Raw genomic sequence first — 26,584 nt, 5'->3', positions numbered from 1 at the left:
GTCCGACCTTAGCGGTATCGAGTCCGGACGGGCAGCCGTCGTATAACAGGGCTCCCCTTCCCCACCGGGAGCCTCGCATGCCGAGTCAGCCGTCCCGCCCCCGCGGTGTTCGTCCCTCGCCGGTCCCGTCCCGTTCCGCCTCCTCACTGTGGGTGGCGCTGGCCGGTCTTGCCGTGCTCGCGGGCGCGGGGCCCGTGTCCGAGGCGGCTCCGGTCCACGCGAAGGTCCCGTCCGTCGCTCCGGTCGCCGTGACTCCCGGACCGCTGCGCGCGGAGGCACTGGGTCTGCTCGCGCAGCCGTCCGTGGCACCGGAGGCGGCGTGGCGCAGGTTGGGGCCAGGGGTCGTGCCCGTGCTCGCGGCGCTGGCGGAGGACACGAGCGTCCCCGATGCGCAGCGGATGCGGGCGGTGACGGCGCTGGCGCGGGTGGAAGCTCCCGAGGCGGGTCAGACACTCCAGGCGATGCTGGAGGATCCGCAAAGGCCTTCGGATGTCCGCTCGCAGGCCGCCGCCGCGCTGGGGCAGCGCCTGGGGTTCGAGGCCGTGAAGACGCTGCGCGCCCGGCTGGAGGATCGCGACCTGCTGATCCGTGAGGCCGTGGCGCAGGCGCTCGGCAGGCTGGGCGGTCAGCAGGTGCGCGAGGTGCTGGAGGAGCGGCTCCCCCTGGAGGATGTCCCTCAAGTGCGTGAAGCGCTCCAGCAGGGGCTTACGCTGGCCGAGCCCTGAGCCGGACACCGGGCATGGCCGAGGACAGCTGTCCGGGTGGATTGCTCGGGGGCTCGCGTCGGGCAGGGCCTTCCGTTAGATGGGAGGCCATGCGCCCCACCGTCCTCCTTTTCGATATCGATGGCACCCTCGTCACCACCGGCGGTGCCGGTCGCCGCGCCATGGGCCTGGCCTTCGAGCAGCTCCACCGGCGCCGGGACGCGTGTGATGGTTTCAGCATGTCCGGCATGACGGACCGGGCCATCGTCCGCAAGGGCCTGGGCATCATCGGCCAGCCCGACACCGAGGACGCCATCAGCGCGGTCATCAACGCGTACGTGGCCCGGCTGGGCCTGGAAGTCCCCAAGGTCGATGCGCGCGAGTACCGGCTGCATCCGGGCATGCGAGAGGCCGTGCTGGAGGCGCGCTCGCGGGCGGGCTTCGCGGTGGGCCTGGGCACCGGCAACGTGCGCGCGGGCGCCAAGGTGAAGCTGGACCGCGTGAACATCCACGACCAGTTCGCCTTCGGTGGCTTCGGCTGCGACTTCGAGGACCGCGTGGCCCTCATCCGGCATGGCGCGCAGGCCGGGGCGGCGCAGCTGGGCCACCCCCTGGAGGCGTGCCGGGTGGTGATCATCGGCGACACGCCCAAGGACGTCGCTGCCGCCAAGGGCATTGGCGCGGAGACGATTGGCGTGGGCACGGGCAATTTCACGCCGCAGGCGCTGATCGACGCGGGGGCCGAGTGGGCCTTCTCGGATTTCGCCGCCTCGGGCGCCATGGAGGCCCTGCTCGTCGGACGGTGAAGGTGTGGTATCTCCGCCGCCCCTCCGAGGAGTCGTTCACGCATGTCGTCCACGCTCGAATCCTATGAGCTGATCCGCTTCGCCGAGGCCTTCGAGGCCCGACTCGCCACGGCGGAGGAGATGGTCGTCGGCAGGCCAGGGCTGGAGGCCGAGAAGCAGTGGCTGGCCTCCGCGCTGGAGCGCCTGCGCGAGGCCCGGGAACCGGCGGGTGGCCTGCTGGAACAGGTGAAGGACCTGCCCGAGCTCGACGAGGCCCGCGAGGAGTTCTCGTTCGATCAACAGGGCCGCTGGGTGGATGCGCTGGAGAAGCTGCACGCCGGCATCACCTTCACCGCCAGCAGCCGCGCCCCTGTCATCGAGGCCCTCTTCCCGCACCTCAAGTTCCCGCAGCTGCGCCGGGCCCCCGTGGAGCTGGTCAACGAGTACGCCACGTCGTACGAGCGGCGGTTCAAGAGCGCCTACGTCACCCGCATCTTCTCCCGCGATGACTTCGCCATGGTCCGCCCCGTCGTGGATCAGGTCGCCGCGACGTTCGCCGCGTGGACCGCGAGCCTGTCCCCGACCCCTCTGCCTCCGGAGCAGGAGGCGGCCCTGCGCGAGGCGCTGGTGGCGCTGGGACGGCGTCTGGATGTGGCGCTGCGGCAGGGGCGACTGCTCGCGGAGGCCGCGCTCGTTCCCGTGCCCGGGGTCTTCGAGGCCGCGGGCCTCACCCTCAAGCCCCGGAAACGCGCGGGCAAGTCGCTCGCGCTCTCCGCCGAGGAGGGGACTTCGGACCTCTTCGGCGAGGAGGGTGACCCAGGCCAGGAGGATGGGTTCGAAGGCTCCGAGGAGGCTTCTGGGGACGACGCGATGGACGCGGCTCCCGACGACGCGGAGGCTGCGGCGCCCTTGGAGGAAACCGCTGTCGTCGAGGCACCGGACAGTGGAGCCGAAGAGGTCCCCGCTGCTCCGGAGCCTGTTGCGGCAGAAGCTCCCGTCGCGGCGCGTCCCGCCCGGCGGGGCCGGCCTCCGAAGAACGCGGCTCCGCCTCCCGAAGCCGCACAGGCCGACGCTGCCGCTGACGCCCCGGCTTCCGATGCTCCCGAGGCCGTGCGCCCCAAGCGCCGCAAGAAGACCGACCCGTCCGAGGCTGGTACGCCTTGAGACCCGACGCGCGGTGAGTCCCCCGCCGTGAAGAGGAACCCGGACATGGCGGACGTCGCCCTTCCCATTGATCCCCTCCTGCCCGACATCGTCTCCACGCTCCGGGGTTCCCGGTCGCTCGTGCTGGAGGCGCCTCCTGGCGCGGGCAAGACGACCCGCGTTCCCCGCGCGCTGCTGGAGGCAGGGCTGGGCGCGGGCAAGGAGATTGTCGTCCTCCAGCCCCGGCGGCTGCCCACCCGGCTCGCCGCGCAGCGCGTCTCCGAGGAGATTGGCGAGCGCGTGGGCGAGACCGTCGGCTACCAGGTCCGCTTCGAGGACGTCCGTGGCCCCAAGACGCGCATGTCCTTCGTCACCGAGGGCGTGCTCGGCCGCCGCCTGCTCACCGACTCCACCCTGCGCGACGTGGGCATCGTCGTGCTCGACGAGTTCCACGAGCGGCACCTGTCCGCGGACATCTCGCTCGCGCTCCTGCGGCGGCTTCAGGAGACGGCCCGTCCCGACCTCAAGCTTGTCGTGATGTCCGCGACCCTGGAGGCCGAGCCCGTCCGCGCGTACCTGGGCGGCGCCCCCTCCCTGCGCTCCGAAGGCCGCCGCTTCGACGTCAGCGTCGAGTACCTTTCCGCCCCGGATGAGCGGCACCTGGATCAGCAGGTGCTCTCCGCGCTCAAGCGCCTCTTCACCCAGGGCGTTGACGGCGACGTGCTCGTGTTCCTTCCCGGCGCCGGAGAGATCCGCCGCGCGCGAGACACCTGCGCGGAGTTCGCTGAACGCCACGACGCGGACGTGCTCCCGCTCCATGGCGACCTCTCCCCCGCGGAGCAGGACCGCGCCGTGCGCCGCAGTTCGCGCCGGAAGATCATCCTGTCCACCAACGTCGCGGAGACCTCCGTCACCATCGACGGCGTCGCGGTCGTCATCGACAGTGGCCTTGCTCGCGTGGCGTCCCACTCGCCCTGGTCCGGACTGCCTCAGCTCAAGCTGGGCAAGGTGAGCCGCGCCTCCGCCGTCCAGCGCGCCGGCCGCGCGGGCCGCACCCGTGCCGGCCACTGCGTGCGCCTCTACACCCAGCACGACTTCGACGGGCGCCCTGATCAGGAGGCCCCGGAGATCCGCCGCACCGACCTGGCTGAAACGGTGCTCTCCCTGCGCGCGTCCGGCGTGAAGGACCTGACGGCGTTCCCGTTCTTCGAGCCGCCCCCCGCTCCCGCCCTGGAGGCCGCGGAGACACTGCTGCGCCGGCTGGGCGCGGTGGACTCGAAGAATCAGGTGACGGATGTGGGCCAGCGACTGCTGCGCTTCCCCGTCCACCCGCGACAGGCCCGCGTCATCGTCGAGGGCGAGCGCAGGGGTGTGGGCGCGGATGCCGCCGTGCTCGCGGCCCTCATGGGCGAGCGGGACATCCGCCGCGAGGCCCGCGCCAACCTGGGCGGTGGTGGCCGCGCGTCCGCGCTCGTCAGCGGCCCGTCCGACCTGCTGGAGCTCCTGGAGCGCTTCCGCGAGGCCGGCCGCTCAGGCTTCGCCTCCGGCCGCATGCAGTCGCTGTCGCTGGACGCGGGCGCGGTGCAATCCGTGGAGCGCGTGCAGAAGCAGCTGCGCCGCACGGTGCGGGAACAGGGCTCGCGGCCCGGCCGCCCCGAGGACGTGGAACAGGCCCTGATGCTCAGCGTGCTCGCGGGCTACCCGGACCGTGTGGCTCGCAGGCGCCGGCCGCGCTCCCCCGAGTTGCTCATGTTCGGTGGTGGCACCACCAGCCTGTCCGAGTTCAGCGTCGTGCAGGACGCGGAGCTGATGGTGGCCGTCGATGCCGAGGAGCGTCCCGGCCGTGGCGCCGTCGTGCGGCTCGCCAGCGCCGTGGAGGCGGAGTGGCTGCTGGACCTCTACCCGGACGCGCTGGAGGAGGTGGACACCCTTCAGTGGAACCCGGACTCGCGCCGCGTGGAGCGGCTGACGCGGCTGGCCTACGGCAACCTCATGCTGGAGGAGACGCGCACGCCCGCGCCCCCGTCGGAAGAGGCCGCGCGCGTGCTGGCCGAGGCCGCGCTGGCCGCGGGCCCGGAGCGCTTCGCGGAACCCGAGGCGCTGGAGCAGTGGCGCACGCGCGTGGAACTGCTGGGCAAGGCCTTCCCCGAGGCGGGCTTTCCCACCGTGGACGCGAACTTCATGCGCGACGCGCTGGCGTCCCTGTGCATTGGCGCGCGCAGCTTCTCCGACCTGGAGGGCGTGTCGCTGCTGGACGCGCTCTACGCGCGCCTCACCTCCGAGCAGCAGCGCCTGCTGGCGAACCACGCTCCCGAGCGCGTCACCCTGCCCGGTGGGCGCGGTGTGAAGGTGCACTACGAGCCCAACAAGCCACCCTGGGTGGAGTCACGGCTGCAGGATTTCTTCGGGATGGCGCAGGGGCCCAGCGTGGGCGCGGGCCGCGTGCCACTGGTGCTGCACCTGCTGGCCCCCAACATGCGCGCCGTGCAGGTGACGACCGACCTGGCGGGTTTCTGGGAGCGTCACTACCCGGCGATCCGCAAGGAACTGTGCCGCAAGTATCCCCGGCATTCATGGCCCGAGGATCCGCGCCACGCCGAGCCGCCCGCGCCCCGTCCTCCGAGGCGCTAACGACGGCGGGGCGGACTACAGCCGCTTGTGCATCTCCAGGTGGTCGATGCCGGCTTCGTCGAAGACGGCGCCGACGGGCTGGTAGCCGTGCTTCTTGTAGAAGTCGAGCGCGTAGAGCTGGGCGTGCAGCATGATGCCCGTCACGTTGCGCCGGCGCGCCTCCTCCTCCAGCGACGTGAGGAGCAGCGAACCCACGCGGGACTTGCGGTGCGCCTGGAGCACCGCCATGCGGCCAATCTGGCCCCACGTTCCGCTCTGTCCGGCGGGCGGCTCCGGCAGCTTCACCAGACGGCCGGTGCCGATGGCGTGGCCGCCCTGGTAGGCGATGACGTGGTAGGCGAGAGCGTCCTCGGCGTCGCGCTCGATGCCCTCGGGAACGTGCTGTTCCTCGATGAACACCACCTCGCGGATGGCGAGGGCCTGCATGAGCTCCGCCTCGCCCTTGATGTGGGCGACGGTGACGGGTGCCGGGGAGGTATCGGGAGGCATCGGCATGGCTCCGGGCAAGGTACACAAAAGGCCGCGCCGCCAACAGGCGGAAAAAACCACCCTCCTTCCGGCCCGGCGCGCCTCCCGCGCGGTCGGTCCGTCCCCTGCCCCCCACGACGGAGGATCACCCCGGGGAGGGCATGGTAGGGTTCGAGGCGATGCGTACTCGCGCCCTCTTCGCACTGTCCGTGGGCCTGCTGTCGACGCCCGCGCTTGCCCAGAAAGAGTTCTTCTTTGGGACAGGGGAGCCGCCCGTGTTCCGTGAAGCGGACATGGACAAGCGGTTCCTCCGCTCCCGCGTCAATCAGGCCCTGGTCCAAGGGACGAACGACGCGAACTGCGCCCAGCTCGTGGGCGCGCTGCTCACCATCGTGGGCGAGTCCGCGCCGTACCTGCACCGGCGCGACGAGAACTTCTACCTGGACCCCGTGCTCATCCAGGTGCTGAACACGCAGCTGTCCACGCCGCGCTTCCCGGCCAACATGTACCTGGTGTCGATGATGCGCCGCGTGCTCATCGACAAGCAGCTGCCGGCGGAGTGGATGCAGACGGCGGTGGCGCTCGCGCCGTACTACCCGCCCATCGACCTGGCCAAGCTGCGCTTCATCGCGGATGGCGTGAAGCCCGTGGACAGCTTCTTCTTCACGCTGCCCGCGATGCTGGAGCGCTACGACGTGGAGGTCCGCAAGGCCAACACCACCGCGGCCAGCGTGGCGGACGCGAAGTTCCGCGACGACTACCTCGACAAGGAGGTGGCCTTCGCGGGGCTGGAGTTCATCGACGCGAAGCTGGAGAAGCCCAAGAAGCGCAGCAAGAAGGGCCCTCCGCCGGAGCCGCCCGCGCTGGTGGCCCGGCTCGTCTACTACCTGCCGGATCCGGGCAACGACGGCCTGCTGTCAGGGCTCACCTACGGCAAGCCCAAGGTGCGGCCGTCGGTGAACATCACGGCGCGGCTGAAGGAGGACCAGTACACGGCGCTGACGCAGCTGCCGAAGGGCTCGCGCGTGATCCTGCGCGGCCGCTTCTGGGAGTACCGCAAGCAGCTCAAGGAACTGGAGGTGCGTGACGCGTACCTGTTCCAGGACCGCGACTGGGCCCAGAACCCCGCGCTCGCGGACCCCAACGCCGTGGCGGCCTGTCCGCTCGCGTTCAACGACCTGACGGGCACCGCGCCCGTGCAGCCGGGCGGCTTCGGCGGCAAGCGCTGAAGCACGCCGTCCCGCGTCCCGCACGCCCATCCCGGGGGCGGCACCCCTGAGGTGCCGTCTCCTTCGCGCCCTCCTCCCGGGAGCGCGCTTCCGTCTGACTGGCACGGCCGCTGCTCATGCCCGCGCATCCCTTTCGCGCGAGGCATGCCATGAAGGTCGAAGGTCCCGACGCCCCTTCCGGAAACGAGAAACCCCCTTCTGAGCAGGACGCGTTCAAACAGGTCCTCCAGCGGACCTCTGAACGGCCCGGCGCGCCACTCCGTCCAGGTGCCCGCCGCGAGCCGGTGACGCCAGGAGCCGCTCCAAAGCCCGGGCTCCTCCGTGCCGGCGGACAGGGACCGGGGCCGGCGACGCGTACGCCCCTGGCGCTTCCCGGTGTCCGTGCATCGGCGGCCGTCCTCTCGACGATGCGCAGTGCGCTGGGAAGCCCGGAGACGCTCCGGCAGGCCCGGCAGGGCATGAACGTGGAGGCGCAGCGGCTGGGGACGGTGCGCCAGGAGTCGCTCGCGGACGGAGGGGCCCGGACCTCCCACCGGGCGTCGGAGTTGCTGGCCCGCGAGGTGGAACGTTCGTTCCGTGCCGAGTCCCGGGCACCGCCTCCTGCCCTCCCCTCGCCCCCGCGTGACGACCGTGCCCCGGAGGGTCCGTCGCGGGTCTCCGGGCCCGGCGGGGCTCCCGCGGCGATTGGCGCCACGGATGGCGCTGGACCGTCCGGTCCTCCCGTCGCGCAGGTCGAGTCCACCCTGGCGCTCATCGAGAAGATCGAGGTCTTCGTGAAGTCACAGCGACCTGCCCTGGGCCTGAGCTTGCGCGGGCCGCTGGAGGCCACCGTGGAGGTGGAGCGCACGGGCCCCCGCGAGGTGGCCCTCCGCATCCAGGGCCGTCACGGGCCCGTTCCCACCGAGGACGTGGCGCGGCTGCGCGACGCGCTGGAAGCCCGGGGCCTGCGGCTCAGCGTCCTCCAGGTGGGGTGAACGTCCGACGATGCCCTGCCCCCACCCGCCGCCACGAACGACGAAGGCCCTCACGCCAGGGGGCGCAAGGGCCTTCTCCACGACGGGCGCGCTTGGGCGATTCCGCCCGCGACTACTTCCCGGGCGCGGTGTTCAGCTCCGCGCGCTTGCCCTTCTTGTCCTTGTACTCCTCGGCCTCGGGCAGGGCGGCCTTCTTCTCCGCGATGTTGGGCCACTTGCTGGAGAAGTCCGTGTTGAGCTTCTTGTACTCCGACCACTCCGAGGGCAGCTCGGTCTCGGGGAAGATCGCCTTGGTGGGGCAGACGGGCTCGCAAGCGCCGCAGTCGATGCACTCGTCCGGGTGGATCACGAGGAAGTTCGCACCCTCGTAGAAGCAGTTGACCGGGCACACCTCGACACAGTCGGTGTACTTGCACTTGATGCAAGGCTCGGCGACGACGTAGGCCATGTAGATATCTCCTCTGTGCGGTATTCCGCGCGTCCGTGGCCGCGCACAGTAGATGGTTGCGGCCAGGGTTGGCACCCTGAATTTAGGTACCAGCCCGGCCTGCTCCCCCGGTCAGCCCAGCAAGCCCTGCGCCCGCAGCAACTCCGCGACGAGGATGGCGCCCTTTGCGGCTCCCATCTTCGTGTTGTGGGAGACGAGCACGTACTTGAAGCCGTTCTCCAGCACCCCGTCCTCGCGGATGCGGCCCACCGTGGTGGCCATGCCGCCGTGGGTGTCCCGGTCCATGCGGGGCTGGGGGCGGAACGGGTCGTCCAGCACTTCAATCCACCGGGGCGGAGCGGACGGCAGGTCCTTCGCCACCTGGGCGCCCTGCCATTCACGCATCGCCTGGGTGACCTCCGCCACGGTGGCCTTCTTCCCGAGCGACACGAAGACGGACTCGGTGTGGCCCTCCAGGACGGCCACCCGGGTGCACGTGCAGGAGACGCGCACGTCGTGCGGGGTGAGCGCCGCGCCCGCGGGGTTGAGCGCGCCGAGGATCTTCTTCGTCTCCACCTCGACCTTGTGCTCCTCCTTGGGGATGTAGGGCACGACGTTGTCGAGGATGTCCAGGCCGATGACGCCCGGCGAACGACCGGCGCCGGACATGGCCTGGAGGCTGGTCATCAATACGGCCTTCACGCCGAAGCGCTCGGCCAGGGGGGCCAGCGTCACGGCCAGGCCCGTGGTGGTGCAGTTGGGGATGGGGACGATGAAGCCCTTCCACCCGCGCTGACGGCGCTGCTCGTTGATGAGCGGGGCGTGGGCGGCGTTCACGGGGGGGATGAGCAGGGGCACGTCCGCGTCGTAGCGGAAGGCGCTCGCGGCGGAGAACACCGGGATGTCCCGGGCCAGGCGCGGCTCCAGCTCCCGCGCGACGTCCGCCTCCACGGCGGAGAAGGCGATGTCGTAGTCCTTCGCCTGGACGGCGTCGCCGCTGACCACGGTCATGCGGGCGATGGCCTCCGGGAGCGGCTCCGGGACGAACCAGGCCAGCATGCCGTTGGAGGCGCGCAGGGCATCCGCGTAGGTTTTCCCGGCGGAGCGAGGCGAGGCTGCGAGCCCGGTGAGCTCGATGAACGGGTGATCCTTCAGGGCAGCGATGAACTGCTGGCCCGCGAGTCCGGTGGCGCCAATGAGCACGGCGCGAAGCTTGGCCATCGTGGGGAATCTCCGGTGGGGGCGGCAGGCCGCTCCTTACACCGTTTCACGACGCACTGCATCCGCCGCTCAACGGTGGGCGTGGGAGGAGGCGCGCGCGTGGCGTTCCGTGGGGTAGCCCCCCGTCACCCAGGCGTGGAGCCCGCCCGCGAGACACACCGCGTTGCGCCCCCTCAGGCGCAACACGCGGCAGACGCGGCGGATGTCCATGCAGTCCTGGGTGGTGCCGCACAGGACGATGAGCTCGTCGTCCGGCAGCATCGCCAGGTCCCGGGCTATCTCCGAGGCCGTCATGCGCAGCGCGCCGGGGATGTGGATCTCGAACCGCTCCCAGTCCATCGCGTCGCGGCAATCCAGGACGAGCACATCCTCGTCCCCCAGACGCATGAACAACTCATCGCAAATGATGGTGGGCTCCACCGGGGCCTCCCCGAGGCGACATGCTCCATCGAACATGAACCGGAGGGCTTTTCCCCCTCTTCCCGCCCGCCTGCCCGCCTGCTCCCGGCGGCCCCAGGACGACTCCCGGCCTCAGAGCCCCAGCTGCTTGGCGATGATTTCGTTCATCACCTCGCTGGTGCCGCCGCCAATGGGCCCCAGCCGCGCGTCGCGCCAGTGGCGCTGGATGTCGTACTCCATCATGTAGCCCGCGCCGCCGTGGAGCTGGAGGCACTCGTCGGCCACGCGGCAGCACGTCTCCGTGGCGACCTTCTTGGCCATGGAGGTCTGGGCGACGGCGTACTCGCCGGCCACGTGCAGGCGCAGCGCGTGGTAGGTGAGCTGGCGCGCGCATTCGCGGGCCGTGTAGAGGTCCGCCAGCTTGTGCCGCACCACCTGGAAGCCGGCCAGCGTCTGCCCGAAGGCGCGGCGCTGCTTCACGTGCTCGAGCACCGTCTCCAGCATGTCGTCCATGGCGCCCACCGCGCCCAGCGCGAGCGACAGGCGCTCCCACTGGAAGTTGCCCATGATCTGCGAGAAGCCCTGGTTCTCCACGCCCAGGAGGTTCTCCGCCGGGACGCGGCAGTCCTCGAAGAAGAGCTCCGCCGTGTCGGACGCGCGCCAGCCCACCTTCTGGAGCTTGCGCCCCACGCTGAAGCCCGGCGTGCCCCGCTCCACTACCAGCATGGACAGGCCCTTATGGCCGCGCGACGGGTCGGTCTTCACCGCTAGCACCACGAAGTCCGCCCGCACCCCGTTGGTGATGTACGTCTTGGAGCCGTTGACGACGTAGTGGTCGCCGTCGCGGCGGGCGGTGGTGCGCAGCCCCGCCACATCCGAGCCGGCGTCCGGTTCGGAGATGCCCAGGGCGCCCACCTTCTCGCCCCGGATGGCGGGGGCCAGCCAGCGCTGCTTCTGGGCATCCGTGCCGAACAGGTGCAGGGGACCGGTGGCGATGGTGAATTGTCCGGCCAGCCCCGCGGCCACGCCGCCAGAGCCGCAGCGGCCCAGCTCCTCCAGGAGCACCGCCTCGTACAGCTCCCCGGCCGCCGTGCCCCCGTAGGCCTCCGGGTACTTCAGGCCCAGGAAGCCCAGCTCGCCGAAGCGGGTGAAGAGCTCCCGGGGGAACTCCTCCCGGGCCTCCCAGTCCGCCGCGAACGGGCGCAGCTCCTTGTCCACCACCGCCCGGACGGTGCGGCGGAAGGCTTCGTGCTCCTCCTGGTACACGCCATGGCCATGCAGCATCGTGTGCTCCCTCGCTTGCCAGGGCCTGACGCCCCGCGCCGCATGGTAGCGGGACGAGAAGCGAGGCTGGATGGTGTTGCTTCCTTGACCGGCTCCTACGGGCCTGCGTATAAACCCGGCCCCAATCGCCTCTGGCGCCATAGCCAAGTGGTAAGGCAAAGGTCTGCAAAACCTTCATTCCCCGGTTCGAATCCGGGTGGCGCCTCACAGAAAAAAGGCCCGATGCGGAACTCCGCATCGGGCCTTCTGTTTTTCCGGGGTGGTTTCCCGGAAGCGGGCCTAGCAGCCCATCTCCACCGCGCCGATGTCGGGGCCCGCGCCGCAGAAGGGCTGGCCCGTGTCCTGGCCCTTGTCCTGGGCGGAGGCAGACGGGGCGAAGGCGTCCGACACCGTCACGTCACCGCCGTTGGAGGTGGTGTCCCCCGTGGCGGACTTGAAGGCGTCCAGGGCCTGAAGCTGGCCGTTGTTCATGAACTGCGTGCCGGACGGGTAGAGGTTGGAGCGCATCGTCAGGCCGGGTGCCTGGCCGCCCACGTCCACGCTGATGGGGGCGTCCACGATGTTGTTCTCCACGCGCAGCGACTCCGTGGGGCCGCCCGTGCCGTGGCCCAGGATGATGCCGGCCTTGGCGCGGGTGACGGTGTTGTTCGCCACCACGGTGCCCTTGGAGTTCTCCAGGCGGATGCCGGTGCCTTCGCCACCGTTCGCGTCGGTGATGTCGTGCACGCGGTTGCGGCGCACGACGACGGCCTGGGGCACGGGGCCCTCGTGGTTGCCGCCGATGGAGACGCCCTTGGAGGCGTCGTAGATCTCGTTGTCCTCCACCAGCACGTTGTTGGCGGAGTAGTGGACGACGAGCGCCTCGCCCTTCGCCGTGTCGTTCGCCTGGAACTTGTGCATCCGGTTGTTGCGGATGACGACGTCGTGGCACGTCTTGATGTCCACGGCGTTCTCCCGGTTGCCGAACAGGTGGTTGTTCTCCACCAGCAGGCCCTTGGCGGGCGGCAGGGTGCTGAAGCCCTCGGGGCCCAGGCACTGCACGGAGTCACCCGAGTTGTCGTGGATGTCGTTGTTGCGCACCGTCACGTCGTAGGACGCGGGCTGCATCACGATGCCGTGCGAGTCCTTGTTGCCGGTGTTCCGCACGAAGTCGTGGATGTTGTTGTTTTCGATGGTGGGCCCGCGCGCGTTGTTGAACATGGTGATGCCCGCGCCGCCGGTGCCGCTGTGCAGCTCCGAGTTGGCCAGCACCGTGCCCTGCACGTCACCCTCGAAGGTGACGCCGAAGATGGGCTGCGCCTGCACGTCGATGTCGAACCCGTCGATGACCCAGTTCGCGCGGCGCACCTGTACCGCCGCGCCGGATCCGCTGCCCGGGGTGAGCTTGGGACGTCCCTCGCCCTGGAGCGTGATCTTCGCCTCGGACGTGCCGGCCTTGGCGTTCTCGCCCAGCACCACGCGCTCCGCGTAGGTGCCCGCGAGCACGCGGATCCGGTCGCCGGGGCCGGCCTTGCCCACCGCCATGGCGATGGTCTTCAGCGGCGCGGCCTCCGTGCCCTGGGCGCCGTCGTCGCCATTGGGCGACACCACCCACTCATGGGCGGGCGTGGTGGCGGGGGCTTCCGTCATGGCCTTGGCGCTGACGGCGGGCTGGGGACCGGGCTCCGCGATGGGTGCATGGTCCGCGTGGGCCGGCATCTGCGCGGCGGGCGTGTTCTCCACCGGCTGCACGCCGATGGGGGGCGCCTTGCCGGGCGCGGTGGGCGTCTTTTCGACCTTGGGGGTGGTGCCCGTCTTGCTCGCGGGCGTCTGGGTACCGCCGCCCGAAGAACCGCCAGTGCCTCCGCCAGAGCCCCCGCCGCCGCCACAAGCGGTCAGCCCAAGCGCCAGGGTGCAGGCGGCCAGGGAGGCCACCAGGGTGTGTCGCGTCTTCAAGCCGTTGCCTCCAGAATTTCGCATGAGCAGGGGCAACGCGCGGCGTTGGGCGTTCTATTCACTGCCGGTCATCCAGGGCGAGACGCGCCGCACTGGGAGGGAGAACCGTGACGCTCGGCCCCGTGGCGGCTACGGTGCCGCCGCCGTGTCCAAAGCCGTCCTCCTCCTGACCGCCCTGCTGCTCGCCTCCTGCGCCACACCGGCGCCCTCCCCCGCCCCTGCGACCCGGGGGCTGGGCGAGCCGGAGGTCTCCACTCCTTCGCGCGTCACCGCGGACGCGGGCGTGAAGCCTCCCGCGCCCAGCAGCGTGGCGGAGGATCCGCTCACGTCGGGCCTGCCCGGGCCGCAGGACCTGAAGCGCCTGGACTTCCGCAACGGCGAGCCGCGGCTGCCCATCAAGCTGATGGAGGGGCGCGACGCGGTGACGTTCTCGCCGCGCGGGCGGATGCGGCTGCGCTTCGGCGGACCGGGCGACAAGATGCTGGACGCACCCGCGGGCTCGCGCTGGACGGTGCGGGTGACGCAGGGCGAACCGGCGCAGTGGAGCGCGCGGGTGCAGCTGGGCGAGTTCCGCTTCGCGGACAAGGCGGGGCTCGCGGAGGCGCAGGAGACGTGGCGCGCGCGGGGGCTCGCGGTGCGCACGCACACGCTGGGCTCCGTGTACGGCATCGCGGGGAAAGTCATCGACAACCGGCGCTACCTCCTGCTGGGCGACGAGGCGCTGACGCCCGCGGCCGCGGCGAACCAGCAGACGGAGCTGATGCGCCGCTTCGGCCTGCGCACCACCCTCTTCGAGGAGGTCCGCAAGCCGGCCAGCGCCATCCTGGAGCTGAAGGACGAGAACGGCGCCGTGGTGGGGCTGGCGCAGGACCGGCTGGACGCGGAGACGCCGGATGGCAGCGGCTTCGACGTGCGTCAGGTGGAGTACGGCGTGGGCTACGACTTCCACGCCTTCGAGGACCGCAGCTTCCGCGGTGCGCTCCAGTTCGCGGCGGACCGCGGCGGCAAGCTCGCGGTGGTGAACGTGGTGGGCCTGGAGGACCTGCTCAAGGGCCTGGTGCCGTCCGAAATCTTCGCGCGCGCGCATCCTGAGGCGCTCAAGGCCCAGGCCGTCACCGCCCGGGGCGAGGTGCTGGCGAAGGTGGGCATCAAGCACCTGGCGGATCCGTACCTCCTGTGCTCGGAGCAGCACTGCGCCGTGTACCGGGGCCGCACGGGTGAAGCGGCCAGCACCACCGCCGCGGTGGAGGCCACCCGGGGCCAGGCCCTCTTCAGTCCCGACGGCCGGCTGGTGGACTCCGTCTACAGCGCCGTGTGCGGCGGCCACACCGAGGACAACGACGTGGTGTGGGGCGGCCCGCCGGACCCGAGCCTGCGCGGGCGGCCGGACCTGCTGGAGTCCGCGCCAGACGTGCCCGGACCGTCGAACCTCAAGGCCTGGCTGGCGACGTCGGACGTGCCGGCCGCGTGCAAGCTGTCCAGCTTCGCGCAGCCGACGAAGTTCCGGTGGGAGAAGCGCTTCACGCAAGGCCAGGTGGACGCGCTCACGGAGAAGCTGGGCGTGGGGGCGGTCCAGGGGCTGGTCCTGTCCGAGCGCGGGGTGTCCGGGCGCGCCCGGCTGCTCACCGTGTCCGGCACGCAGGGGGCCACCCAGGTGCGCGGGGAGCTGAACATCCGGCGGCTCTTCGGGATGCTCAACAGCAGCATGGCCACGGTGGAGGCCGACCGGGACGCCGAGGGCCGGCTCACCGGATGGGTGTTCCGGGGCGGCGGCTGGGGCCACGGCGTGGGCATGTGTCAGACAGGCGCCATCGGCCGGGCGGAGGCGGGCCAGAGCTACCCGGAGATCCTGCGCTACTACTTCAACGGGGCGGAGGTGGCCCCCATCTACTGAGGGCCAGGGAACAATCCGGGAACAAATCGCGCGCACCGGCCGCCGGGCTCGTGAATCTCTTTGATGTCCCGGGTGTTACGGGCCGCACGTTCGGGACTGAAGAAGCGGTCCGGAGGTTTATCATCAGGCCGTGGGCACGGGTTCCTCGACAGACTGGCGTCAGCGGCGCGCGCGGAAGCAGCGCAGCCCCCTGCGCTACCTGGTGGCGGGCATCCTGGCGCTCCTGGCCCAGGCCGCCTTCGTGGGCTTCGTGCTCCTGGTGTCCGCCGTGCAGGGCAACCTCCCACATGAGAAGCGCCCCGCGCGGCCCACGTCCGTGGCGGTGAGGCCGCTCACGTCGGACCAGTGGGCGAAGAACCGGGGGCCGGTGTCTCCGCAGCAGCAGACGAAGCCCCGTCCCACGGAGAAGCGCGAGCCGAAGGAAGAAAAGAAGCCGGACGAGACGAAGCCCCAGGGCCAGGTGGTGGACGTGGCGCCGGGGAATGATCAGCAGTCTCCGGACGCGAAGTACCTGGCCGAGCACAACAACACGGTGGAGAAGGAGACGCGCGCGCGCGACCAGACGGCCTTCTACCGCAACGCCATGCCCCAGCGGACCGCGCCCCAGAAGCAGGAGGGCGCGGCGCAGGAACAGGTGCAGCCCCCGCGCGTGTCGGGCAACAACGGCCAGGGCGCGGATGACCGGGCGCAGTCCCAGGGCGGCAAGAAGCCCGTCTTCGAGATGCCGGAGACGCGCCGCAAGCAGGAGATCGCCATGAAGACGGATCCGCGCGAGCGCGGCCCGGGCATGGCGGTGAACAACCAGTCGGAGAGCGAGGCCACCGAAGGCAACGCGAAGCGCCTGCGCATCCAGCCCGGCGAGGGCGAGGAGAGCGAGCAGGAGGGCTCCACCGGCCGCACCGGTTCCCCGGGCCTGGCCACGCTGATGCCGTCGCAGGCCGCGATGGACCGGGTGGTGGGCGCGGCGCCCAACGACATGCTCCAGGACCAGGAGGAGGGCGACGGAACCTTCCTCAACACGCGCGAGTGGAAGTACGCGAGCTTCTTCAACCGCGTGAAGCAGAGCGTGGGCATGCACTGGAACCCCAACGAACAGCTGCGCATGCGCGACCCGACGGGGAACATCTACTCCGGGCGCGACCGCCAGACGCTGCTCAGCATCACGCTGGACGAGCGCGGCGCGGTGAAGGACATCCAGGTGGAGAAGAGCAGCGGCCTGGACTTCCTGGACATGGAGGCGGTGGCGTCCTTCAAGCGCGCGCAGCCCTTTCCCAACCCGCCGTCCGGCCTCTTGAGCCAGGACGCGACGGTGCGCTTCCAGTTCGGATTCTTCCTGGAGATGGGCGGGGGCCCGCGGATGCGGCTGTTCCGACAGTAGGACCCACGGGGCCCTCGCGATGGACGGCGCGGAGCACTACCCTGCCCCGCCGTGGAAGCCTCCCTCGTCGACCGCAGCGCCGCGCTCCAGGAGCGCAACCGGAAGGTCCGCGTCGTCCTCTTGGCCATCCTCGGGGCTAACTGGGTGGTGGCCGTGGCCAAGCTCGTCTTCGGCCTGATGGCCCAGTCCGCGTCGGTGACGGCGGACGGGCTGCACTCGTTCATCGACGGCAGCTCCAACGTGCTGGGCCTCGTCGCCATGGGCGTCGCATCGCAGCCGGCGGACGCGGACCACCCCTACGGCCACGGCAAGTTCGAGGCGCTCGCGTCGCTGGGCATCGGCGCGATGATTGGCGTGGGCATGCTGGAGCTGGGGCGCATGGCGTTCGACTCGCTCCTGCACGACAAGCACCCCACGGTGTCGGTGACGATGGCGGCGGTGATGGTCTTCACGCTCGTCGTCAACCTCATCGTCACCCGCGTGGAGCGGCACTACGGGCAGAAGTACAAGAGTTCCCTCCTGCTCGCGGACGCGCAGCACACGCTGTCGGACGTGTTCGTGAGCATCGCGGTGCTCATCTCCATTGGCCTCGTGGCAATGGGCTACCCTCGCGCGGACGGCCTGGTGGCCCTGGCCGTGATGGTCTTCGTGGCGCGGGTGGCCTACGGCATCGTCCGGCAGGCGGTGGGCATCCTCTCCGACACCGCGCGCCTGGACCCCGCGCAGGTGTCCCAGCACACGCTGTCGGTGGCGGGCGTGCGCTCCTGCCGCGACGTGCGCAGCCGGGGCATGGAGGAGAGCGTCTACGTGGACCTGAAGATTGAGGTCGACTCGCAGCTCACCACCGCGCAGGCCCACGAGGTCGCGGACCAGGTGGAGGAGACGCTGCACGGCGCCTACCCACAGGTGGTGGACGTGGTGGTGCACGTGGAGCCCTCGCGGGCCCGGTAGGAAACACGAAGGCCGCCTTCCGATGAACTGGAAGACGGCCCCGGTGCTGCGTTCAGCGGACTTCGAGCGCTACGCGACCTTCTGCTCCGGCGTGTCGTAGTCCTCGATGGGCGGGCACGAGCACACGAGCTTCCGGTCCCCGAGCACGTTGTTCAGGCGGCCCACGGACGGCCAGAACTTGTTGTCGCGGACCCAGGGCGTGGGGAACACGGCCTGCTCGCGGGTGTACGGGCGGTTCCACTCCGGCGCGGTGAGCGTGCGCGCGGTGTGCGGCGCGTTCTTCAGGACGTTGTTGTCCTTGGGCGCGCGGCCCTCCTCCACGTCGCGGATCTCCTGGCGGATGGCGATCATCGCGTCGCAGAAGCGGTCCAGCTCCGCCTTGGACTCGGACTCCGTGGGTTCAATCATCAGCGTGCCCGCCACCGGGAACGACACGGTGGGCGCGTGGAAGCCGTAGTCCATGAGGCGCTTGGCCACGTCCTCCACCTCCACGCCCGCGGTCTTCTTGAGCGGGCGCAGGTCCACGATGCACTCGTGGGCCACCCGGCCGCGCTTGCCCCGGTAGAGCACCGGGTAGTGCGGCTGCAGCCGCTCCGCGACGTAGTTGGCGTTGAGGATGGCCAGCTTCGTGGCCTGCGTCAGGCCCTCGCCGCCCATCATCTGCACGTACATCCAGGAGATGAGCAGGATGCTGGCGCTGCCCCACGGCGCCGCGGAGATGGCGCCAATGGCGTCCGCCCCGCCCGTCTGGATGACCGGGTGTCCGGGGAGGAACTTCACCAGGTGCTGCGCCACGCAGATGGGGCCCATGCCCGGGCCGCCACCGCCGTGCGGGATGCAGAACGTCTTGTGCAGGTTGATGTGGCAGACGTCCGCGCCCACCAGGCCCGGCGCGGTGAGGCCCACCTGCGCGTTGAGGTTGGCGCCGTCCATGTACACCTGGCCGCCGCGCTCGTGGATGGTGGAGCAGATCTCGCGGATCTCCTCCTCGAACACGCCGTGCGTGGACGGGTACGTCACCATCAGCGCGGCGAGCTTGTCCTTGTGCTCGTCCGCCTTGGCGCGCAGGTCGTTCAGGTCGATGTTGCCGTTCTCGTCGCACTTGGTGACGACGACCCGGTAGCCGGCCATCACCGCGGAGGCAGGGTTGGTGCCGTGCGCGGAGGACGGGATGAGGCACACGTCGCGGTGCCCCTGCCCGCGCGCCTGGTGGTAGGCGCGGATGACGAGCAGGCCCGCGTACTCACCCTGGCTGCCCGCGTTGGGCTGGAGCGAGCACCCGGCGAAGCCCGTCACCTGCGACAGCGCGTGCTCCAGCTGCTCGAAGATGACCTTGTAGCCGGCCGCCTGCGACGTGGGCGCGAACGGGTGCAGCTTGCTGAACTGCGGCCACGTCACCGGGATCATCTCCGCGGTGGCGTTGAGCTTCATGGTGCAGCTGCCCAGCGGAATCATGGAGTGCGTGAGGGACAGGTCCTTCGCCTCCAGCCTGCGCACGTACCGCAGCATCTCCGTCTCGGAGTGGTAGCGGTTGAAGACCGGGTGCGTGAGGTACGCGCTGGAGCGGCGCAGCTCGGGGGCGAGCGGGCTCTCCAGGCCTTCGGCGACCTCGTCCAGGTTCACCGCGGCGGCGGACTTGTTCGCGCCCTGGATGAAGGCCGCGAGGATGTCCTCCACGTCCTTGGCGCGCGTCGTCTCGTCCAGCGCAAGGCCGAGCGTCTTCTCGTCGATGCGGCGGAAGTTCATCTTCGCGCCTTCCGCGGCGGCCAGCACGCCCCGCACCTGCGCGGACGTCAGCTCCACGCGCAGCGTGTCGAAGAACTGCTCGTGCTTCGGCTTGAAGCCCAGCTTCGCCAGGCCGCGCGACAGCACCACCGTGAGCCCGTGCACGCGCTCCGCGATGGCCTTGAGCCCCTCCGGCCCGTGGTAGACGGCGTACATGCCGGCCATCACGGCCAGCAGCACCTGCGCGGTGCAGATGTTGCTCGTCGCCTTCTCACGGCGGATGTGCTGCTCGCGCGTCTGCAGCGCCATGCGCAGCGCGGGCCGGCCCTGCGAGTCCTCGGACACGCCGATGAGGCGGCCCGGCATCACGCGGGTGTAGGCGTTCTTCGTGGCGAAGAAGGCGGCGTGCGGGCCGCCGTAGCCCAGCGGCACGCCGAAGCGCTGCGCGCTGCCCACCACCGCGTCCGCGCCGAACTCGCCCGGGGGCGTGAGCAGCGTGAGGCCCAAGAGGTCCGCCGCGACGACGAGCAGGCCGCCCGCCGCGTGCACCTTCTCACCGAAGGCGCGGTAGTCGTGCACCACGCCGTCCGTGGCCGGGTACTGCACCAGCGCGCCGAAGAACTTCTTCTGCGACAGGTCCACCGTGCGGTGGTCGCCCACGACGACCTCCACGCCCAGGGGAATCGCGCGCGTGCGCACCACGTCCACCGTCTGCGGGTGGCAGGCGTCGGAGACGAAGAACGCGCCGCCCGTGCCGTCACCCTTGGCGTGGATGGCCAGCGCCATGGCCTCCGCCGCGGCGGTGCCCTCGTCGAGCATGGAGGCGTTGGCCACCTCCATGCCGGTGAGGTCCGTCACCATCGTCTGGAAGTTGAGCAGCGCTTCCAGCCGGCCCTGGGCAATCTCCGCCTGATAGGGCGTGTACTGGGTGTACCAGCCCGGGTTCTGGAAGATGTTGCGCAGGATGACGTTGGGGACGTGGGTGTCGCTGTAGCCCATGCCGATGAAGGACCGGAACACCTGGTTCTTCGCCGCGATGGCCTCCAGCTGCGCCAGCACCTCGTTCTCGCCACGGCCAGCGGGCAGGCGCAGGGGCTCCTGGGAGCGGATGGCGGGAGGCACGGCGCTCTCGATGAAGGCATCGAGCGAGGTGACGCCCAGCGTGGACAGCATCTGCTTCACTTCAGGGGTCTCGGGACCGATGTGACGGCCGGCGAAGGACTCCTGGTACTTCCAGTTGAGGGACATGGTCGGGAGGGCTCGCGTGAGGTGCGTCAAGAAGGTCGGCGTCCGAGCGGGCTCGGCAACGCCATGGAGCGTCTCTAACAACCGGGACGCCCGACTTCTTGCGCGCGCGGTGACTACTTGGTGAGCGGCTCGTAGGCGGCGGCGTCCAGGAGCTTGCCCACCTGCTCAGCGTCCAGGGGCTCGACCTCCACAATCCAGCCGGCCCCGTACGGGTCGGTGTTGATGATGGACGGGTTGCCGGTGAGCTCGTCGTTCACCTTCACCACCGTGCCGGAGATGGGCGCGTACAGGTCCGACACGGCCTTGGTGGACTCGATGACGCCGAACTGCTTGCCCTCCACCAGCTGGACGCCCAGCTTGGGCAGCTCCACGTAGACCACGTCACCCAGTGCCTCCTGGGCGTGGGCCGTGACGCCCACCACCACGGTCTTGCCCGTGATGCGGGCCCACTCGTGTTCCTTCGTGTACTTCAGGTCCTGCGGGATGTTTCCAGACATGGAGGCGGCTCCTCGCAACGGGTGCGGATGGGAGGGAATCAGGACTTCTTGAGGAAGGGGGTCTTCACGACGACCGCGGGCACGGCGCGGCCGCGGATCTCCACGTCGAAGGTGGAGCCTTCGGTGGCCAGGTTCGTGGGCACGTAGCCCATGCCAATGGGCTTCTTCACCGTGGGGCCCTGCGTGCCGCTGGTGACCTCACCCACGCGGACGCCGTCCTTGAGGATGGGGTAGCCGTGGCGCGGGATGCCGGCGCCGGTGAGCTCGAAGCCCACGAGCTTGCGAGGCACGCCCGCGGCCTTCTGAGCGACGAGCGCGTCCTTGCCGATGAAGCCGCCCGCCTTGTCCAGCTTGACGATCCAGCCCAGGCCCGCCTCCAGGGCGGTGTGCGAGTCGTCGATGTCGTTGCCGTAGAGCGCGTACTTCATCTCCGTGCGCAGCGAGTCGCGCGCGCCCAGGCCGCAGGCCTTCACCCCGTCCGGCTGACCGGCCTCCAGGAGCGCGTCCCAGAGCTTCACCGCGTCGTCGGTGGCGCAGTACAGCTCGAAGCCGTCCTCGCCGGTGTAGCCCGTGCGGGAGATGATGGCCTTCACGCCGGCCACCTCCCCTTCGGTGAAGCGGTAGGTGCCCACCCCGGACAGGTCCGCCTTCGTCAGGCGCTGCACCAGCCCCACGGCCTTGGGCCCCTGGACGGCGATCTGCGCGTAGTCGTCCCCGCGGTCCACCGGGGTGACGCCCTCCGCGCGCGCCTTCATCCAGGCGAAGTCCTTCTCGCGGTTGCTGGAGTTGACGCAGATGAGGATGCGCTCGGGGCTGAAGCGGTAGGCGACGACGTCGTCCACGAAACCGCCCAGGTCGTTGAGCAGGCCCGCGTAGACGGCCTGGCCGTCCTGGCAGCGGCCCAGGTCGTTGGAGATGAGCCGGTTCACGGTCTCCAGGGCGCCGGGGCCGGTGAATTCAATCTCGCCCATGTGGGAGACGTCGAACAGGCCGACGGCGGTGCGCACGGCCTCGTGCTCGGCGATGACGGAGGAGTACTGCACCGGCATGTCCCAGCCGACGAAGTCGACCATCCGGGCCCCCAGCTTTCGGTGGGCCTCGTTGAGGGGCGTGCGCCGGGTCATTGACTTCTCCATGAAAGGGGGTGGCGAAACGGCGCGGACTATAGCGGCGCACCTTCTCCGATCAAGGCCGACGCGGAAGGGACTAAACTCCTCCTGACATGAAGATTCGCAACTGTCTCAATCCCTCGAAGCCGAGCTTCTCCTTCGAGTTTTTTCCTCCCAAGACGGACGCGGGCGTGGCCTCGCTCCTGCGCACGGTGGAGGAGCTTGCGCCGCTGGAGCCGGGGTTCGTGTCGGTGACGTACGGGGCGGGCGGGAGCACGCGCGACCGGACGGTGGAGCTCGTCACTCACATCAAGCAGCACTCCGGCATCGAGGCGATGGCGCACCTGACGTGCGTGGGGCACACCCGCGACGAGCTTCGTGACGTGCTGCGCCGGCTCGACGCGGCAGGCATCGAGAACGTGCTCCTGCTGCGCGGGGACCCGCCGCAGGGGCAGACGAAGTTCGAGCCGGTGCCCGGCGGCTTCACCTATGCGGAGGAGCTGGTCCGATTCGTCCGAGAAGAGGATTTCAACTTCTGCATCGGGGGTGCGTGCTATCCGGAGGGCCACGTGGAGACGGCGTCGCGCGAGGACGACCTCAAACACCTGAAGGCCAAGGTGGATGCGGGGATGGACTTCGTGGTGACGCAGCTCTTCTTCGACAACGCCTTCTATTTCGACTTCGTGGAGCGGGCGCGACGGATGGGCATCAACGTCCCCATCGTCCCCGGCATCATGCCCATCACCAACTACGAGCAGGTCCAGCGCTTCACACGCATGTGCGGCGCGACGGTGCCCATGCGTCTGGCGCTGCAGATGGAGCGCGTGAAGGATCAGCCTGACGCCGTCGTGCAGCTGGGCGTCGCGCACGCCACGGTGCAGTGCATGGAGCTGCTCGCGCGCGGCGTGCCGGGCATCCACTTCTACACGCTGAACAAGTCCCCCGCGACGCGGATGATCGTGGGCGCGCTGAAGGGGCGGTCATGAGCGGCCCCGGTCCGCAGCTGACGCCGGATGATCCGCGCATCAAGATCTTCCAGATCGTGCGCTTCCCGGCGTTCTTCCTGCTCATCGTCGGCGTGCTGCACGTCACCTTCAGCCTGCTGGGCGGGGTGCTGGCGGCGCTGAAGGTGGCGTCGCCCTTCGCGACACCGGGACAGGCGCCGGTGGTGCTGGAGTTCACGATGGGGTTCACGCTGGCCATCCTGGGCGGCATCCTCTGCGGGCTGCTGGCCATCTGGGGCGCGTGGAACGCGATGAACCTCAAGGGCTACGGCCTGGCGACGGTGGGCGCCATCTGCGCGATGTACACGCTGACGCCCGGCTGCTTCATCGGCGTGCCGGTGGCGGTGTGGATGCTCTTCACGCTGCGCCGCGACGGCGTGCGCGAGGCCTTCGCCCCATGAGCCCCCGCGCCGTCCGCACGGTGCGCTTCCTGCTCACGGGCCTGGGCAACGTGGGCGTGCCGCTCCTGGAGATCCTCCAGTCGCGAGCGTCGCTCCTGATGGAGCGCTACCGGTTGGAGCTGCTTCCGGTGGGCCTGGCGGACTCGGGCGGCGCGGCGGTGTCGCCGAATGGGTTGGACATCGGCGCGGTGCTGGCGGTGAAGCGGGCACGGCACTCGGTGGCGTCGCTGCCGGTGGTGGGGCGTCCGGGCATGAGCGGGCGCGACCTGGTGCGCGAGGTGAAGGCGGACCTGCTGCTGGAGGCCACGCCCACCAGCTTCCAGGACGGTCAGCCCGGCCTGGACATCACGCGGGACGCCCTGTCGCGAGGCATGGCGGCGGTGCTCGCGAGCAAGGGACCGCTGGTGTTGGGGTTCCAGGAGCTGGCGGGCCTGAGCGACCTGGAGTCACCGGGCCGCCCTCCCCTGCGCTTCAGCGCCGCGGTGGGCGCGTCCATGCCGCTGGTGAACGTGGGCCGCAGGGACCTGGCGTTGGGGAAGCTGGGCCGGTTCGAGGGCGTGCTCAACAGCACCAGCCACCTGCTCCTGTGCCGCATGGCGGAGGGCAAGACGTACGAGGCCGCGCTGGCGGAGGCGCAGGCGCTGGGCATCGCGGAGACGGACCCGACGCTGGACGTGGACGGCTGGGACTCGGCGGGCAAGCTGGTCATCCTGGCCAACGCGGTGATGCGCGTGCCCACGCTGCTGAAGGACGTGTCCGTGACGGGCATGCGCGGCGTGACGCGAGCGGAGCTGGACGCGGCGAAGGCGCAGGGCGGCCAGGTGCTGCTGCTGGCGCGAGGCGAACCCGTGGGCACGGACCGGTGGGAGTGGAGCGTGAGGCCCACCGCCGTGGACGCGTCCCATCCCCTGGCCCGGCTGGGCGCGATGGAGATGGGCGCGGTGTTCCGCAGTGACCTGCACGGCGTGAACACCGTCATCAACGGTGAACAGGGTGCACGGGGCACGGGCGCGGCGATGTTGAAGGACGTGCTCGAAATCTTTCCGGACTGAGGGTCGGGGCCCCGGGGAGGATGTGCGAAGCTTCCGGGTTTCACCGGCGTGGACCCGCCACGCCGCTCCCCCCGAGGTACACCATGAAGCTGATGCGACGCGCCGTCCTCCCGAAGGTGGCTTCCCTCCTGATGCTGTTCGCGGTGGCCCCTGCCTTCGCCGCGGAAGACACCCAGGTGTCCTCGGTGCAGGCCCCTGTCGAGGGGGACACCTGCTCGGTTTGCGGTCCCGCCCCGTGCTGTGTGGTGCTCTGGACCGCGTGGTGCGGCTGCCCGTTCGGCGACAAGGCCGAGACCGTGGCGAGCTTCGTTGATGAGGCCCCCGCGGAGGAGCTCCTGGCGTGTGCCCCCCAGAGCCAGCCGCAGACGGCCTCGGAGCAGGGTCAGACGCTGTAGTTCGCGTCCGTGCGTCCCCCGGACGGAACAGGTCCGGGGGCAGCGCGTCTCATCCGCGAGCCGCGGCCAGGAGCCGCTTCAGGAGAGGCTCCACCAATTCCTGCCCGCGCAGCTGTGAGCGCCAGCGGTGCGGAATCCCCTCCAGGCCGTAAATGAGGCCCGCGATGCCACCGGCCACCGCCGCCGTCGTGTCCGTGTCGTGGCCCAACCGGATGGCGGATTTGACGACCTCTTCGTAGGTCTTCCCGTTCGCAACGCAGGCGCGCGCGGAGCGCAGGCAGTCCACGACGTAGCCCCCGCCCGTTCCCGGTGCCGGATCATCCGGGCGGATGTGGGCTTCCAGTTCCTCCCGCTGCGGGAAGCCTTCGACGTACAGGTCGCGGAAGGTAGCCACGGCTTCGGCCCAAGGGTCGGCCGCGCCCTCCAGGATGCGGCGAGCCCAAAGGCAGTACAGCGCGCAGCACACCTGGGAGCGCACGTGGCCGTGCGTGACGCGCGACTGCGCCATCGCGTCCGAGACGAGCGCCGCGTCCTTGCCCTGATGCCAGAGAGCCAATGGCAACACACGCATCAGCGAGCCATTACCGTTGTCCATCGTTCCGTTGGGGCCTGCGAGCATCGCGGGCGTGCCGTCACGCAGCCGGTGCAGGGCGGCACTGGTCTGGATGCCCACGTCGAACACGTCGCCATCCACCGCGAGGTAGCCCCAGTCCTGCCAGTTCACCAGCCGCCGGCCCAGATCCTCGCAGTCGAGCCGCTTCTGGTACGTCAGCGAATCCAGCAGGCACAGCGCATGGGCGCCGTCATCCGACCACGTTCCAGGCGGGACGCGGTCATGCGCGCGATTGAAGTCCGGCGGTGGTGTGTATTCGATGGCCTCGGGAGACGGAATCAGCTCCGGCCGATGAAACTCGTAGGGAACCCCGAGCGCGTCACCGATGAGCAGTCCATACAACCCTCCGACAAGGCGGTCCTCGCGGTTCCTCATCCCCAACCTCCCAGGTTCGTGCTGCCACCATAGTGTACCAAGGACACCATCCAGATGAAAGCAGGCCTTTGGGCGGGGTGAGCAGTGCCGAGCCCTGGGCTTCGGTGCGGTCCGCCCCGGGCGCGGCACGGCCAAACTGGTCCGACTGTCGGACCAGTTCGTACGGTGTGCCGCCACCAGGGAGGGCCCTTGGGCTCAGGGAGGAGGTGGCGCCGGGATGGAGCGGTCTGAAGTGGGCTCGCCCAGAATCAACAGCAACTCCGCGCGGCGGTTCTCGCCTCGGCCTGCCTGCGTTCCATTGGAGCCCGCGGGCCGGCGCGCACCGAGTCCCCGGGCTTCCACGCGGTGGGCCGGGACGCCCTTTCGCAGGAGATAGTCCCGAGCGGCCTCCGCGCGGGCCAGGGACAGGCGCTGGTTGGAGGCGGAGGAACCTTCCGCATCCGTGTGCCCTTCGATGACGACGCGCTCGACCTCGGGATGCTCCAGGAGCACGCGCGCCACCTCATCCAGCACGCGCGAGCGGCCCGGCAGCGTCGTCGCGCCGACCTCGAAGAAGACCTGGCCATTGAGGACCAGCCGCTCGCGGGTCAGTGTGACGAGCGGGTCGTCGGTTTCGGGGCAACCGCCGCGCTCCCGGGTCCCCTTCTCCTGGATGCAGGCGTCCAGCACGTCCACGACGCCGTCTTCATCCGTGTCTGTTTCGGTGCTGGAGGGCTCTGGCTCAGGGGGCTCAGGGGGTGGG

At 70.3% G+C, this 26,584-nt stretch carries 24 protein-coding genes and 1 tRNA gene; 14 read left to right on the top strand and 11 right to left on the bottom strand.

Annotated elements, in window-relative coordinates:
* Positions 1 to 77 precede the first annotated feature (77 nt).
* The 4 genes from D7W81_RS08300 to hrpB all read left to right on the top strand — a co-directional run bounded on the left by D7W81_RS08300 (position 78) and on the right by hrpB (position 5,263).
* Positions 78 to 725 (top strand): HEAT repeat domain-containing protein, encoded by a 648-nt coding sequence (locus D7W81_RS08300; RefSeq protein WP_120554798.1) that lies wholly within the window; start codon positions 78 to 80, stop codon positions 723 to 725.
* Positions 726 to 814: 89 nt separating this feature from the next.
* Complete coding sequence (locus D7W81_RS08295; protein WP_120554797.1) at positions 815 to 1,510, top strand: HAD family hydrolase; 696 nt, start codon at positions 815 to 817, stop codon at positions 1,508 to 1,510.
* Positions 1,511 to 1,552: 42 nt separating this feature from the next.
* Positions 1,553 to 2,653: a hypothetical protein gene (locus tag D7W81_RS08290; RefSeq protein ID WP_120554796.1), complete on the top strand. Its 1,101-nt coding sequence runs from the start codon at positions 1,553 to 1,555 to the stop codon at positions 2,651 to 2,653.
* Positions 2,654 to 2,698: 45 nt separating this feature from the next.
* A complete protein-coding gene (gene hrpB, locus D7W81_RS08285; RefSeq protein ID WP_120554795.1) occupies positions 2,699 to 5,263 on the top strand; it encodes an ATP-dependent helicase HrpB in 2,565 nt (854 codons plus the stop codon).
* A 15-nt stretch (positions 5,264 to 5,278) separates the two neighbouring features.
* Here hrpB and D7W81_RS08280 read toward each other — a convergent pair whose 3' ends face one another.
* A complete protein-coding gene (locus tag D7W81_RS08280; RefSeq protein ID WP_120554794.1) occupies positions 5,279 to 5,758 on the bottom strand; it encodes a GNAT family N-acetyltransferase in 480 nt (159 codons plus the stop codon).
* A 152-nt stretch (positions 5,759 to 5,910) separates the two neighbouring features.
* On the opposite strand from D7W81_RS08280, the gene D7W81_RS08275 reads away from it, so the two are divergent.
* The gene (locus D7W81_RS08275; protein ID WP_120554793.1) at positions 5,911 to 6,960 is read left to right on the top strand and encodes a hypothetical protein; all 1,050 of its coding nucleotides are present in this window, start codon (positions 5,911 to 5,913) and stop codon (positions 6,958 to 6,960) included.
* Positions 6,961 to 7,367: 407 nt separating this feature from the next.
* Positions 7,368 to 7,934: a hypothetical protein gene (locus D7W81_RS08270; protein ID WP_244227056.1), complete on the top strand. Its 567-nt coding sequence runs from the start codon at positions 7,368 to 7,370 to the stop codon at positions 7,932 to 7,934.
* A 112-nt stretch (positions 7,935 to 8,046) separates the two neighbouring features.
* Here the strand turns inward: D7W81_RS08270 and fdxA are convergent, their stop codons facing one another.
* The 4 genes from fdxA to D7W81_RS08250 form a co-directional block, all read right to left on the bottom strand.
* Entirely contained in the window at positions 8,047 to 8,382 is a 336-nt protein-coding gene (fdxA, locus tag D7W81_RS08265; RefSeq protein WP_120554791.1) for a ferredoxin FdxA, read from the bottom strand.
* A 111-nt stretch (positions 8,383 to 8,493) separates the two neighbouring features.
* A complete protein-coding gene (asd, locus tag D7W81_RS08260) occupies positions 8,494 to 9,582 on the bottom strand; it encodes an aspartate-semialdehyde dehydrogenase (RefSeq protein ID WP_120554790.1) in 1,089 nt (362 codons plus the stop codon).
* A gap of 69 nt (positions 9,583 to 9,651) precedes the next feature.
* Positions 9,652 to 10,002: a rhodanese-like domain-containing protein gene (locus D7W81_RS08255; RefSeq protein WP_208721211.1), complete on the bottom strand. Its 351-nt coding sequence runs from the start codon at positions 10,000 to 10,002 to the stop codon at positions 9,652 to 9,654.
* Positions 10,003 to 10,113: 111 nt separating this feature from the next.
* The gene (locus D7W81_RS08250) at positions 10,114 to 11,265 is read right to left on the bottom strand and encodes an acyl-CoA dehydrogenase family protein (protein ID WP_120554788.1); all 1,152 of its coding nucleotides are present in this window, start codon (positions 11,263 to 11,265) and stop codon (positions 10,114 to 10,116) included.
* 133 nt (positions 11,266 to 11,398) lie between these two features.
* Here D7W81_RS08250 and D7W81_RS08245 point away from each other — a divergent pair.
* Positions 11,399 to 11,470 (top strand) — tRNA-Cys (locus D7W81_RS08245).
* Positions 11,471 to 11,544: 74 nt separating this feature from the next.
* On the opposite strand, the gene D7W81_RS08240 is transcribed toward D7W81_RS08245, so the two are convergent.
* Positions 11,545 to 13,224 (bottom strand): right-handed parallel beta-helix repeat-containing protein, encoded by a 1,680-nt coding sequence (locus tag D7W81_RS08240; protein WP_120554811.1) that lies wholly within the window; start codon positions 13,222 to 13,224, stop codon positions 11,545 to 11,547.
* Here D7W81_RS08240 and D7W81_RS08235 point away from each other — a divergent pair.
* The 3 genes from D7W81_RS08235 to D7W81_RS08225 all read left to right on the top strand — a co-directional run bounded on the left by D7W81_RS08235 (position 13,223) and on the right by D7W81_RS08225 (position 17,423).
* On the top strand, positions 13,223 to 15,094 hold the full coding sequence (locus D7W81_RS08235) for a SpoIID/LytB domain-containing protein (RefSeq protein WP_244227054.1): 1,872 nt from the start codon (positions 13,223 to 13,225) through the stop codon (positions 15,092 to 15,094). The two genes, D7W81_RS08240 and D7W81_RS08235, sit on opposite strands and share 2 nt — an antisense overlap.
* Positions 15,095 to 15,224: 130 nt before the next feature.
* Complete coding sequence (locus D7W81_RS08230; RefSeq protein ID WP_120554787.1) at positions 15,225 to 16,472, top strand: energy transducer TonB family protein; 1,248 nt, start codon at positions 15,225 to 15,227, stop codon at positions 16,470 to 16,472.
* Between the two features lie 51 nt (positions 16,473 to 16,523).
* Complete coding sequence (locus tag D7W81_RS08225; protein ID WP_120554786.1) at positions 16,524 to 17,423, top strand: cation diffusion facilitator family transporter; 900 nt, start codon at positions 16,524 to 16,526, stop codon at positions 17,421 to 17,423.
* A gap of 69 nt (positions 17,424 to 17,492) precedes the next feature.
* On the opposite strand, the gene gcvP is transcribed toward D7W81_RS08225, so the two are convergent.
* The 3 genes from gcvP to gcvT all read right to left on the bottom strand — a co-directional run bounded on the left by gcvP (position 17,493) and on the right by gcvT (position 22,017).
* Positions 17,493 to 20,396, bottom strand: a complete 2,904-nt coding sequence (gcvP, locus tag D7W81_RS08220; protein ID WP_120554785.1) for an aminomethyl-transferring glycine dehydrogenase — start codon at positions 20,394 to 20,396, stop codon at positions 17,493 to 17,495.
* A gap of 113 nt (positions 20,397 to 20,509) precedes the next feature.
* Positions 20,510 to 20,893, bottom strand: coding sequence for a glycine cleavage system protein GcvH (gene gcvH, locus D7W81_RS08215; RefSeq protein WP_120554784.1), 384 nt, complete (start codon positions 20,891 to 20,893; stop codon positions 20,510 to 20,512).
* A 38-nt stretch (positions 20,894 to 20,931) separates the two neighbouring features.
* A complete protein-coding gene (gcvT, locus tag D7W81_RS08210) occupies positions 20,932 to 22,017 on the bottom strand; it encodes a glycine cleavage system aminomethyltransferase GcvT (RefSeq protein ID WP_120554783.1) in 1,086 nt (361 codons plus the stop codon).
* Positions 22,018 to 22,115: 98 nt separating this feature from the next.
* Between gcvT and metF the strand changes: the two genes are divergently transcribed.
* The 4 genes from metF (at position 22,116) to D7W81_RS08190 (ending at position 24,854) form a co-directional block, all read left to right on the top strand.
* Positions 22,116 to 22,988: a methylenetetrahydrofolate reductase [NAD(P)H] gene (gene metF, locus D7W81_RS08205; protein ID WP_120554782.1), complete on the top strand. Its 873-nt coding sequence runs from the start codon at positions 22,116 to 22,118 to the stop codon at positions 22,986 to 22,988.
* On the top strand, positions 22,985 to 23,407 hold the full coding sequence (locus D7W81_RS08200) for a hypothetical protein (RefSeq protein ID WP_120554781.1): 423 nt from the start codon (positions 22,985 to 22,987) through the stop codon (positions 23,405 to 23,407). The genes metF and D7W81_RS08200 overlap by 4 nt, the downstream gene beginning before the upstream one ends.
* Entirely contained in the window at positions 23,404 to 24,459 is a 1,056-nt protein-coding gene (locus D7W81_RS08195) for a homoserine dehydrogenase (protein WP_120554780.1), read from the top strand. The genes D7W81_RS08200 and D7W81_RS08195 overlap by 4 nt, the downstream gene beginning before the upstream one ends.
* An 83-nt stretch (positions 24,460 to 24,542) precedes the next feature.
* Positions 24,543 to 24,854: a hypothetical protein gene (locus D7W81_RS08190; protein WP_147445382.1), complete on the top strand. Its 312-nt coding sequence runs from the start codon at positions 24,543 to 24,545 to the stop codon at positions 24,852 to 24,854.
* Between the two features lie 49 nt (positions 24,855 to 24,903).
* Here D7W81_RS08190 and D7W81_RS08185 read toward each other — a convergent pair whose 3' ends face one another.
* The gene (locus tag D7W81_RS08185) at positions 24,904 to 25,842 is read right to left on the bottom strand and encodes an ADP-ribosylglycohydrolase family protein (RefSeq protein WP_120554778.1); all 939 of its coding nucleotides are present in this window, start codon (positions 25,840 to 25,842) and stop codon (positions 24,904 to 24,906) included.
* 195 nt (positions 25,843 to 26,037) lie between these two features.
* Positions 26,038 to 26,584 (bottom strand): OmpA family protein (locus D7W81_RS08180; RefSeq protein WP_208721210.1); only part of this gene is annotated, 547 nt, incomplete at its 5' end.

Source organism: Corallococcus aberystwythensis (genome assembly GCF_003612165.1).
Lineage (GTDB): Bacteria > Myxococcota > Myxococcia > Myxococcales > Myxococcaceae > Corallococcus > Corallococcus aberystwythensis.
Note: the sequence above shows the minus strand (reverse complement) of the source record. Positions and strands in the feature narration are given on the sequence as shown.